The organism is Aquimarina mycalae (genome assembly GCF_029906345.1).
Classification (GTDB): Bacteria; Bacteroidota; Bacteroidia; order Flavobacteriales; family Flavobacteriaceae; genus Aquimarina.
Genome location: NZ_JARYGY010000006.1, coordinates 383,851 through 396,821, shown reverse-complemented (window position 1 = coordinate 396,821; position 12,971 = coordinate 383,851). Strand labels below are relative to the sequence as shown.

Sequence of the window (12,971 nt, the reverse complement as noted above, 5' to 3'; positions counted from 1 at the left end):
GAAATGAAAACTGCATATATAGTAAAAGCATATAGAACAGCTGTAGGAAAAGCACCTCGCGGCGTGTTCAGATTTAAAAGAACCGATGAGTTAGCAGCTGAAACTATTCAGCATATGATGAAAGAGCTACCTCAACTTGATAAAAGTCGAATTGATGATGTTATTGTTGGTAATGCAATGCCAGAAGGATCTCAAGGTCTAAATATGGCACGTTTAATCTCATTAATGGGATTAGAGTCGATCGATGTACCTGGTGTAACTGTAAATAGGTTTTGTTCTTCAGGAATCGAAACTATAGGTATGGCTACTGCAAAAATACAAGCTGGAATGGCAGATTGTATTATTGCTGGTGGTGCAGAAAGCATGAGTTCCGTTCCTATGACAGGTTATAAAACAGAATTAAATTATGATTTAGCTAAGTCTGGTCACGAAGATTATTATTGGGGAATGGGTAATACCGCAGAAGCTGTAGCACACCAATTCAACGTATCTAGAGAAGATCAAGATGAGTTTGCTTATAATTCTCATATGAAAGCGTTAAAAGCACAAGCTGAAAATCGTTTTCAGGATCAAATCGTTCCTATTAATGTAGAACAAATTTATGTTGATGAGAACGGAAAAAAAGCTTCTAAATCCTATACTGTCACTAAAGATGAAGGTCCTCGTGCAGGAACCAGTAAACAAGTACTAGGAAAACTAAGACCTGTTTTTGAAGCTGGTGGAAGTGTAACCGCAGGTAATTCATCTCAAATGAGTGATGGTGCTGCTTTTGTAATGGTTATGAGTGAAGATATGGTAAAAGAACTAAATCTTGAACCTATTGCGCGATTAGTGAACTATGCAGCTGCTGGTGTAGAACCTAGAATTATGGGTATTGGACCCGTAAAAGCGATTCCTAAAGCACTAAAACAAGCAGGATTAAAACAAGATGATATTGAACTTATAGAGCTTAATGAAGCTTTTGCTTCTCAATCTCTGGCAGTAATGCGAGAACTAAATATCAATCAAGATATTGTAAATGTTAATGGTGGAGCCATTGCATTAGGACACCCACTAGGATGTACTGGAGCCAAACTTTCTGTTCAATTGTTTGATGAGATGCGCAAACGTGATATGAAAGGCAAGTATGGTATGGTAACCATGTGTGTAGGTACAGGTCAAGGTGCTGCTGGTATTTTTGAATTTTTGAATTAAGAAGAAACGATAGAGATAATATAAAAAAATGAGTACAGAAACTATAAACAAAGACATTCTTAGAGGAGGACAGTTCCTTGTCAAAGAAACGAAGGCTGAAGATGTGTTTACTCCAGAAGATTTTTCTGAGGAGCAAAAAATGATGCGTGATAGTACCAAAGAGTTCGTAGATCGTGAGCTTTGGGCGCATTGGGAAAAATTCGAATCAAAAGACTATGATTATACAGAAGCATGTATGAAAAAAGCTGGAGAGCTTGGATTATTAGGTGTTGCTGTACCAGAAGCTTATGATGGACTAGGAATGGGATTTGTTTCTACTATGCTAGTATGTGATTATATTTCTGGAGCAACTGGGTCTTTTAGTACTGCTTTTGGAGCTCATACAGGTATTGGTACGATGCCAATCTCTTTATATGGTAATGAAGAACAAAAGAAAAAATATGTTTCTAAATTAGCTACTGGTGAGTGGATGGGTGCATATTGTTTAACAGAACCTGGTGCTGGATCTGATGCCAATTCTGGTAAAACTAAAGCTGTTTTATCTGACGACGGAACACATTATTTGATCTCTGGTCAAAAGATGTGGATCTCTAATGCTGGATTCTGTAATGTAATGATTGTTTTTGCTCGTATCGAGGATGATAAAAATATTACAGGATTTATTGTAGAGCACGATCCTTCTAATGGTATTACTTTAGGTGATGAAGAAAAGAAATTAGGTATCCACTCCTCTTCTACTCGTCAGGTATTCTTTAGTGATACTAAAGTCCCTGTAGAAAATATGTTATCAGAAAGAGGTAACGGATTTAAGATTGCAATGAATGCATTAAATGTTGGACGTATTAAACTAGCAGCTGCTTGTTTGGATGCACAACGTAGAGTAATTGGCGAAGCTACTAAATATGCTAATGAGCGTATTCAGTTTAAAACTCCAATTATGAATTTTGGAGCTATCAAATCTAAGATTGCAGAGATGGCTACAAATACATATGCTGATGAGTCTGCAAGTTATAGAGCAGCAAAAAATATCGAAGATAGAATCGCTATCCGTCAAGCGGAAGGAAACTCTCATCAGGAAGCTGAACTTAAAGGAGTTGAAGAATACGCGATTGAGTGTTCTATCCTTAAAGTAGCTGTTTCTGAAGATGTACAAAACACTGCAGATGAAGGATTACAAATCTTTGGTGGAATGGGATTCTCTGCAGATACTCCGATGGAATCTGCTTGGAGAGATGCACGTATTTCTCGTATCTATGAAGGTACTAATGAAATCAACCGTATGTTAGCGGTAGGTATGCTTGTTAAAAAAGCAATGAAAGGTCACGTAGATCTTTTAGGTCCCGCTATGAAAGTTGCTGATGAGTTAACAGGTATCCCTTCTTTCGACACTCCTGATTACTCTGCTTTATTTGCAGAAGAAAAAGAGATCGTTGCAAAAATGAAGAAAGTATTCTTAATGGTTGCAGGAGCTGCAATGCAGAAATTTGGTCCTAAACTAGAAGAGCACCAACAATTATTAATGGCTGCTTCTGATATTTTAATAGAGATCTATATGGCAGAATCTGCGATTCTACGTACAGAAAAAAATGCGAAGCGTTTTGGAGAAGATTCTCAGGAAATTCAGATTGCTATGTCTCAATTATACTTATACAATGCTGTAGATATTGTGATCAAAAAAGGAAAAGAAGGAATCGTTTCTTTTGCTGAAGGTGATGAGCAACGTATGATGCTAATGGGACTTAAGCGTTTCACTAAATATGCAAACCAACCAAATGTTGTTGCATTAAGAAACAAGATTGCTGATAAAGTATCTGCAGAAAACGGATACTGCTTCTCATAATGATTATGCCCTTTCTATGGCATTAAACTAGAAAGTTGTTTAATTTTGATTTAAGAAACCGTCTTTCTGTTGGGGAAAGACGGTTTTTTTGGGGCAAAAAACAAATTTAGAGGTTATCTAATATATATTATTTTAAAAATCATTTCTGTATCTGTTTTACTTTATAATGCTTTTAATTGGGTATCTACTTCTAAAGGATTGTCATAAATTGTGGCAAATGCAGGTATCAAGAAATATGAGTTGATACTACTTTTAATAAAGTGAGGCTAACGTATTTAGTTCACATTATACTACCATTCCCTTACGTAAAACTTCTTCTATTTCTAAAATAGTAGGAGTTTATTTCTTTGATTACGTTTCTGTTTTCATATGCATAATATAGTTTAGTTACTTACTTTTTTTGATGTATTATATGTCTTTATGTCATGAAGTAGGACGGGCTAAAAAATTGACACTAATGAGTTATTGGTAATAGCCATTCTAAAAAAACAGGTTGTAGATTAAGCTCCATTTCCGAAAGGAAACCTAATGGTTAAAAATTAATACATCCCCTTATTTAAGTTTTTTAATTCCATAAATAACATTTTTGTGTAACGCTATTTTAGGACGGGACAATTGACTCATAAAAACCGCCTTTTCTAAAATAAATGGAAAAGACGGTTTTTTTATTCTAATATCCTAAAGAATGAAATTATTAAAAATTACAATAATCAATTCTATAAGAGGATATCTTATCCTCCATATTATTTTCATTCATACGATCATCCCAATGCACAAGATCAGCATTATGATTATAATCAAATCGATGAAAATAATGTCTACCTCTACCATCTCTATGCTCATGAAGAAACATATTAATGCGACTATGTTTACCATCATGTGGTGATGCAGCTGCTACCATGCTAGAAATTTTATCATTTAATTTTGGAATTTGACTTTTTTTATCCTCTTCACATTGTCCTTCATAAGAACTCTCTGTACGAATTACATGGTAAAACTCACCGTCCCAATCTCTTCTCTCAAATAATATTATACCAATCGCAGCTCTCTCTTTGGCTAACTTAACTTCAGGTTTTAGCAGATTTCTATAGGCAAGATTTTTATTTCTCTTAACTTTTGATCTATATGTATCTGCTTGATCGTCATCTAAAATAGTCAATACAAATTGGCTATTTCCGTTCTCATCAATTATTTCTTCATCAATGGTACCTGTAGTAGATTCATATATTTCAAATAATTTAGCATCCGTTAAAACTTCTCTCATTGTATATTCATTATCTTGATATATGACTTTCGAATATTCATCTAATAAGTAGCTGTAAGAGTTATCTATTAAATCAGCTGTTTCAGTAGTATCTAGTTCTAGATCTTCTTTACTACATGAAGTGAATACTAGTAACGAGATAAACAATATTATACCTGTTTTTTTTATAAAATTCATGACTTATTATTTTTTAGCAACTTTCTCAATTACGATTTATGTTAAATTATGTAATCAAGTAGTTTTATTATTTAATTAGATTTTAACTTTGTTAATCTATTCTATTATCCACCTATGAATGTGGGTCAGAACAGCGAGCCAACAATTTGGAACATTCTATTTGCAAAAATTGAGATTCAGATAATACAACAGCCGCTCCTACTGTGCAGGCAAAAGCTAAACCAGGACCTCCTACTGCAAAACAAACTGCATATTCCAGCCCTTCGATAGCCGCTGTAGAAACAAAAATACAACCATAATAAGCAGCTGTACACTTGCCAATAGAAGAGAAACTCCACTTACTATGTCCATACAATTCTTGTAATTGATGGTTACTAACAGATTGAAGTTTATCATTAAAGCTTTCACTTTGGTTTAGTAAGTTGCCCAATTCAATCTTTTGATCACCATTTAATTTCTCATACCAAAGCCCCTCTTCCGTTTCTAACCATGCACTATATTTTTTATATACTTCTTCATTTAATTCTTCCAGAGCGATTTCATTAACACCTAGTGCTTTTGATATGGATGACATATCATCAGAATCAGCATTTTTTTCAATTGCTTCATTTACCCTATCCGAAAGAGATGTTACATTTTTACTCGCTTCTCCATTAAATTGGGGATTTACCAACGTGAATATTGTACTTGAGTAAGCTTTTATCTCCATAAAATTTTCATTTTGGATCATTTTCGAAGCAAATTCCTGAATTTCTTCTTTACTAACTTGAGAAGTATACTCTTCTTCTTTACTACAGCTAACAGTACCTATTGCTATGCAAAAAATTACAATTAATGTTAATATGTTTTTCATTTTAAAAAATTTTAAGTTTAATTATTAAAAATATTCATGCGTTGCTACTATTTATTATTTAAGTAGTCTTTCATTTTTTTTTAATCATAAATTCACTTTTTTTAGAGTTAAACAATAGTTAATTATTACCCTCTAAAACTATAAAAAGCCCTTTGTAAGCCTTGAAAAATAAGGTTTGTAAAAGGTTTGAATCTGAAAAAAACAGGTTTGCAAAAGGTTTGTTAACATCACTAAACCACTATAAATCAAAACAATAATACATATCCTTGTTCCATAAAAATTGCTGATTCTTAATTTCCTTGTATAACTAAAAAATATTTTACTAAGAATTTCTCCGAGAATACTTCAGAAGATAAAACCGTCTTATTTTTATAACAGGAAATAGGTTATAAGAAACTGTTTAAAAAAATTAGTATTAGTGATGAGTTATGATTTCAGAAATAAGAAATTATATACACTGGATAATTATAATACTCAAGGGTAATTCGTTTAGAAAAATTATCAAAACACTTGAATCAAATATTTTCAAACCATCTCTTTCTCTTCAAAAAGTTGTTGAAGATAGTTTTTAAGAGAAAGTTCTTTAGAAAATCCAATTTTCTTTTTTATCATACTCTTTGCATGCTTTACTGTGGTAGGTGCCACATGTAATATCTCTGCAGTATCTTTTATGGATAAATTAAGCTTTGTAAGCAAGCAATACTTAATTTCGGTATCTGTTAATGTTGGATGCAATTTTCGCAACATCCTCACAATTCCTGGATATTGCTTTACTAATCGATCTCTAACTTCTTCTATATGCTCTCCTGATTTAATTAATTCATTAAGTTGTTGATTTAGATATATTATGTTAGGATCGGATGTATTTATATTAGCTACTTTGTACTTTAGTTCTTTAAGTCTGGTTATTCTATCAGCTATTTTTATGGTTACCAGTTGCAATTCATCTTCTCGTCGCTGTATTTCTTTCTTCCATTCTTCAGACTTTGTTGATATAATATCAGATGATATTAATCTTTCCTGCTTTCCCTTTTTATAAAAACAAAAACCAACTATCAACAGGATTAAAATTAAGAAAATCAAGGCGTTTTGTTTTAGGTTTTTGTTTTTGATTTGATACACTAGGGATGCATTAGATATTCTCATATCTTTTTCATTCTTTTTTAAAACAAAAAACTCTCCATTATTAAGAATATCTACTTTTGCGAACGTAGCGAATAATTCTTGTTTTTCAACTTCATACTTTTGTGCTTTTTTAAGCTGATTTAATTCCCGCAAAAAGATTATTAATTCATCAATATATCTAATTTGTTTTACCAATGATAAAGAAGAATCAATAGCTTTTTTAATAGATATGATTGCATTGATATTTTCTTTTTTTGATTTTAGATATATAAAATTATAATAATAAGCCTCTCCCAAAGTATCTTTATAAGCGATAGAATCTTGTAGGCAAATTATGGCTTCTTTTATAAGTTGTAGTGCCCTATCTTCATAACCCTTTTGAAAATAAACTTTACTTAATGAAATAATGCCTAATCCATTTCTATAACTATTAAAAGGATCTAATGATTTTAGGCCCCATTCTTCCGCCTTCTTATAGTCATTTTGGGCTAGAAAAATTCTGGACATGATTCGATACATTGTATGATGATGGATATTATCCTCCCAATGCTCCTGCATTAATAATTCTATATCTTCTAATTCTTTATTTAGCTCTTCTTTAGTTGGGTTATTTTCCAGAATCAAATCAGTTTTTCTTAACTGCGTCCAAATCATACCTCGACAGTATTTTTTTTGCAATGATAATTCATATCCTTTTTCATAAAATTCTATGACTGTTGGCGTATATCCATAATATGAACTCATAACATAAGAAAGATTAAGATACCATCTTATTCTTTTCTCGGACACACTTTCTTCTTTATTTTCTATGTCTTGAAGTTTGTTCTTAATAACACGAATGTATTTAAATACGCTGTCTCTTTCTTTTAATTCATAATAATGGAACATTAATGCTCCATTTATATCTACTTCTTGATCACTCAGTCCTGCTTTTTTAGATAATCTCGATATCATTCTGTATTTATCCGCTGTAGCATTGCTGTGATCATCTATTATGGAGTTCTTAATCTTTACAATTGAATCTTTAATTCGTTCTATTTGTTTTTTAAAAAGAGGCTCTTTCTTACTACTATTCGGTTGTTGTAAACTATCTCTTAAAATAGTATGAGATTCCAAAAAAAGTAATTTTTCCGAAGCTAGAACATCAATTGTGTTTGTCGCAATGCTCACGAATAAGAAAAAAACTCGAAGTCTTTGTATGGTAATTGTACTAATCAGAGTTTTGTTAATATACATACTACTTTTAGGGTTTTAAAAAGTATCATTAAGTTGGTTACTTCAAGGTATAAAAAAATCCTCCTCATAACACCTATCCATACTATTAGGTCTTAACAAAAAAATCGTATATATATAAATATCAATGATTTACCAAAACCCTGTATACCATTTATTAACCTAAGAAATTATATTTTGGCTAAAGAAAGGCCGTTTATTTTAAACTAAAATTTCTTCTAAATAGCCTTTAAAGGAAATACCATTTGGAATTTCCATTTTCTTTTTAATTCGGCTTCTGCTAGTTTTTACTGTATTTGCGGTTACTCCAAGGATATTAGCAGTCTCCTTGAGTGATAAGTTTAATTTCGTTAATAAACAATATTTAATTTCGGTATCAGATAACCAATCATGTCTTTCTTTAAGGTTAAAAACTGCATTAGGATATTGGGATTCTATCCGCTCTGTAATCATCGAAATGTGGTCTCCAGACGACTCTAATTTCCTTAACTTATGCCTTAAAATACCTAAGGTTTCAAGAGAACCGTTAACATTTTTAATATCTCTGTTAATATCCGTCAACATTTTTTGACGATCTGTTATGGTCATCGCAAGGGTATTCAACTCATTCTCCCTTAATCTTACCTTGTCTTCCAACAACTTCTTCTCTTTTTCCTTCAATATCTTTACTTCCCTATTGGTTTTTATATTTTTGAATAGCAGAAACATACAACAAATACCAATTAATGAAAGAACAATAGCACCGATAACGACATATTTTTGTTGCCTATTTGTAGCCTGTAATAATTCATTTTCAGTCTTTAATTTACTGCTCGTAAGTTCTTCTTCGACCAACTTATAAGCTGCCTCATTATTACTAATGATTACCTTATTACTTTGGATAGTTAAACTGTCAGTAATTTTGTAATATCGATCTTTATAGTCTATTGCTTTTTTAAACATATCCTTTGTAAGATATATCTCTGATAATTCCCAAATGGCTTCCTTTGTAATTTTAATATCATTACTATTCGCTATAGATTTAACAAATTCTATTTCAGCCTTATCCATCGTATTAAGGCCAGCATAAATTTTTCCTAAATAGAAATTTTTATTCCATTGTTTAAAATTCTCATCCACCTTATCATATATCTTTTTTGCTTCTTGATATTCTTTATTTTGTATTAAAAAATCACATAAATCCACTAACATTACATTTCCTAAACGTTTATGATTATACATATCAGCTAAATGCAATGATTTCCGAATCCATTGAATTGCTTCACTAATTTTTTCTTGTCTTTCGTAGTTCAAAGCAACACTTCTATGAATATTCGCAAAACCTTCTGTAGAGGGATTCAGATTTATCTCTTCAATAATTTCCATATAATATTGATGGGCTAACTCATAATCCCCAAGATTGCTATACACTTTGGCGATGTTAAGCATACTTGTCCTGATCATTGGAATAAACTTCTCCTGATCTTGTTTCTTACAAAACGTATATACCTTCTGGTAATAGTCCAATGCTTTTTTATATTGACGCATTTCTAAATAGATATTACCTTTTGCATTATAGTGATTATGTAATTCAATATCTTTATTATATTCTTCGGAAAGCGCTATCAAATTGATCCTGCTTTCTATAATGAATACTCAAAAAACTGTTTGCTCTACTCTGACCATACAGATAATTACTATTCACGCTTTTTTTAAGAATAGTATGCAAAGGTTTAGGGGTATCAAAATGTCTATCAACATTACGAATTAAACTATCTATCTCTTTTTTATGTTGTTCTATTGGTTTGGTTTGTGCTATAAATAGGATAGGAAACAAAAAAATAATGATAACAAGATATTTTCGTTTATAGGTTACAAAACAAGGCATAGAAGATAATGTTCTTAGTATTTTTTTTGCTAATTATTTCACTTTAGTTTTTAAAACAAGAAATCCTTTAGACTAGTAATTTTAGAATAACTAAACATTCTATTAAAAGATACAATTATAATAACAATAATTTTCAAGAACTCCTCTAAAACACATATTTCTATTAACAATAGCGTTTGTATACCTTTTGTTGACCTACAAAATCTCATTTTTAGAGTGAATTACTCGATATTGAAGAGTAATAAATACTATAAGCATATGATTAACCAAAATAAATTATTGAAAACCGTACAAGGAATTATAATTTTAGTCATTATCTTTTTGTGTTTTCTAATATTTCAGCTTATTCAAGATAATAAAGAAATACAAAAAAACATTTCGAATAGTACTGTAGATATTGAGTCTTCACTCTAAAACTCCATTATAGCCACATACTAAAAAGTTTTCGTTCATATACTTAACTAAAACGTTTTGTAGCTCACAAAAAAATCCAAATAACATTTATCTATACACTAAATAATGTCTAAAAACTATAAACAACTGTTAATTATATCCTGTTTTTCAATATATTATGTGAAATCTTAAGAATTTATCAACACGAAAACGTTGTAGTAACATCTTAAAACAGCAAAATTGAATATTTCGTAATAACTTAGTAGAAATTTAACACAGGAAACACTTTTACAAACTAAAACTTATGAATTATGAAATCAATTTCACCTCCTCCGAAAATTTCAACATTGTTTGAGCTACATTAGTTACACCTTATTTATTATGTAATCTTATCTCTTAATAGGAGAAATTAATTTTGAAACTAAATTTTCTGAAAAAATTATACACGTATTTATAGTCGTCATCACCTTATCATTGTAATCATGTAATACTAAAATCAGTACTTACAATCCGTTTACAACAAAAAATAGTCAGTTTTAATTCTTTGTCAGTAGAATTACTTCTTCATTATTATCCATGGCTTCTCATAATTTCTACACTGTTTTCTTCAGATTCTTATGATTTCTTGTAAACGAAAATTTGCGAGGACACAAACTCACTTAATACATAAAATTGTTCTTGACAGAACTAAAAATTTATCACAATGAAAAAAGAAAACTTTTTACGAATCTTAGTAAGCTTATTATTTTGTTTGCCATTTATTGGATTGCAGGCTCAAGATGAGGATGTCATGTTTCAGGCATTTGACTGGAACGTACAAAATCAACCAGCTGGGCAAACTTGGTATAACGTTGTTTCTAGTGTAAGAAACACCATAGATGATGCAGGCATAGATGTTATCTGGATGCCACCACCAAGTAATTCAGCTGCTCCACAAGGGTATTTACCTAGAGAATTAAACAATCTAAACAGTGCGTATGGTACTCAAAACCAATTGATAACATTAATTAATCAATATCACGGTTTAGGTATGAAAGTAATCAGTGATATCGTAATCAATCATAGAGTTGGTTCTAATGACGCAGTCACTTTTACAAATCCTGCCTGGCCTACATTTTATATCACTGCAGATGATGAAGGAAGAGATTTTGTTAATGGACCAGTAGAGTTTAGTATTAATGGAGATTTTGTTCCAGGTTTTGATCTTAAGTCTGATGGTTCTAGCGGAGGGTTTGCCGCTGCAAGGGATCTAGATCATAAAAATCCAGCTGTTAGAGCCGAAATCATCAATTGGATGCTCTTCTTAAAAAATGATATAGGTTTTGACGGATGGAGATACGATTTTGTTCATGGGTATGATCCTATTTACAACAAAGAATATAATGATGCTACTAATCCTTATTTTGCAGTAGGAGAATTATTAGAAAGTAGTAGAGTACAGACCAATAATTTTGTAAATAGAACACAACAATCTTCTTCTGCTTTTGATTTTAACACCAAAGTAAGTTTGCAAAATGCAATTAGAGATAATAACCTTTCATATCTAAGAGATGGACAAGGAAGACCTTCTGGAATGATCGGGATTAATCCATCTAAATCGGTTACTTTTTTAGACAATCACGATACTGGTTTTGCACAACAATGTTGTGGATCTAATTATGTATTTCCTGGTGGAGAAACCAATCTTAGAAAAGGATATGCATATATCTTAACACATCCAGGTAATCCAATGGTATTCTGGACACACTTTTTTGATGGAGGATCAGGAGTGCAAAACGCAATTAAAGATCTTATTACAGCAAGAAAAAGTGTAAGAGTACATTCTGGATCAACGATTAGTATTGCCGAAGCTCGTGGAGATTTATATGCAGCATATATAGATGGAAAATCAGGAACATTAGCCATGAAATTAGGATCTGGAAACTGGTCTCCAAATGGTAGTGGATGGACATTACAAACCTCAGGTACAGATTATGCGGTATGGACACAAGGTGGAAATACAGGTGGTGGAGAAACAGTACCTCCATATACTGTTAATTTCTTTAAACCGTCTGGTTGGGGATCCAATATCAATGCCTATGTATTTGATGCTGGAGCTAATGCAACACTTCCTGGAACTAGTGGATGGCCAGGAAACAATATGACCAATATTTCTGGAACAGATTGGTATTCATTTACTATTACTCCTTCTGCTGGTATATCTGCCAATAATCTTAGAGTTATCTTTAATGATGGAAATAATCAAACCGATGATTTATCCAGAAGCACAAATGGCTGGTATCGAAATAATACCTGGACAGATAATTGCCCTAGTGATTGTGACGGTTCTGGAACATCTAATGATGTAACACTTAATTTTCAAAAGCCTGGTGGCGGATGGGGTAATAATACAAATATGTATTTGTATAACAAATCCACCAATCAAACCCTATCAGGTACTGCAGGATGGCCTGGAGTAAGCATGAATAATTTGAGTGGTACTTCTTGGTGTAGAAAATCGTTTACATTACCTAGCGGAGTATCTGCTAACAATGTTGGTGTAGTTTTTAATAACGGAAATGGTCAACAAACGGTTGATCTAACCAGAGGTACTGATGGGTGGTTTAGAGTTACTGGCAGCAGTAACGGCAAAAGAACAGGAACCTGGTCTAACGACTGTACTAACAATTGCCCTTCGAATAGAGCAATGCAATTAGCCGATAACCTAGATAAAGAGAGTACTCCAGCAATAGAAAGTAATATCGCTATTTGGCCAAATCCGATTAAAGATCGAGGTACACTTTCTTTAACAACACCTGAAAATGGAGTCTTAGAAGTATCGATCTCTAATATTTTAGGGCAGACCAAAACCATATACAGCGAAAATACACAAGCTGGAAATCAAACTATTGATATTCAGGGGAACGATATGGGTGAACAAGGTATTTATTTTTACACGATAAAATTAAATGGAACGAAACTAAAGAGATTAAAAATTATAAAACAATAATTAATTTTTGTCCCTAATTATTTTAATTATATCATA

General features: G+C 31.9%; 7 protein-coding genes. 3 read left to right on the top strand and 4 right to left on the bottom strand.

Annotation, left to right across the window (positions count from 1 at the left end; all coding sequences use genetic code 11):
* The first annotated feature begins 3 nt into the window (after nucleotides 1-3).
* Both QBK95_RS16265 and QBK95_RS16260 read left to right on the top strand, forming a co-directional pair.
* Nucleotides 4-1,194, top strand: coding sequence for an acetyl-CoA C-acyltransferase (locus QBK95_RS16265; protein ID WP_280935606.1), 1,191 nt, complete (start codon nucleotides 4-6; stop codon nucleotides 1,192-1,194).
* Between the two features lie 28 nt (nucleotides 1,195-1,222).
* Nucleotides 1,223-3,034 carry an acyl-CoA dehydrogenase FadE gene (locus tag QBK95_RS16260; protein ID WP_280935605.1) on the top strand — a complete coding sequence of 604 codons (1,812 nt, stop codon included), beginning with the start codon at nucleotides 1,223-1,225 and terminating at the stop codon, nucleotides 3,032-3,034.
* A gap of 694 nt (nucleotides 3,035-3,728) precedes the next feature.
* On the opposite strand, the gene QBK95_RS16255 is transcribed toward QBK95_RS16260, so the two are convergent.
* The 4 genes from QBK95_RS16255 to QBK95_RS16240 all read right to left on the bottom strand — a co-directional run bounded on the left by QBK95_RS16255 (nucleotide 3,729) and on the right by QBK95_RS16240 (nucleotide 9,294).
* Entirely contained in the window at nucleotides 3,729-4,475 is a 747-nt protein-coding gene (locus tag QBK95_RS16255) for a hypothetical protein (RefSeq protein ID WP_280935604.1), read from the bottom strand.
* A gap of 112 nt (nucleotides 4,476-4,587) precedes the next feature.
* Nucleotides 4,588-5,328, bottom strand: coding sequence for a hypothetical protein (locus QBK95_RS16250; protein WP_280935603.1), 741 nt, complete (start codon nucleotides 5,326-5,328; stop codon nucleotides 4,588-4,590).
* A gap of 525 nt (nucleotides 5,329-5,853) precedes the next feature.
* Nucleotides 5,854-7,689: a helix-turn-helix transcriptional regulator gene (locus tag QBK95_RS16245; RefSeq protein ID WP_280935602.1), complete on the bottom strand. Its 1,836-nt coding sequence runs from the start codon at nucleotides 7,687-7,689 to the stop codon at nucleotides 5,854-5,856.
* Nucleotides 7,690-7,887: 198 nt separating this feature from the next.
* Nucleotides 7,888-9,294, bottom strand: a complete 1,407-nt coding sequence (locus QBK95_RS16240) for a tetratricopeptide repeat protein (protein ID WP_280935601.1) — start codon at nucleotides 9,292-9,294, stop codon at nucleotides 7,888-7,890.
* A 1,355-nt stretch (nucleotides 9,295-10,649) separates the two neighbouring features.
* On the opposite strand from QBK95_RS16240, the gene QBK95_RS16235 reads away from it, so the two are divergent.
* Complete coding sequence (locus QBK95_RS16235) at nucleotides 10,650-12,935, top strand: starch-binding protein (RefSeq protein ID WP_280935600.1); 2,286 nt, start codon at nucleotides 10,650-10,652, stop codon at nucleotides 12,933-12,935.
* The last annotated feature ends 36 nt before the right edge of the window (nucleotides 12,936-12,971 follow it).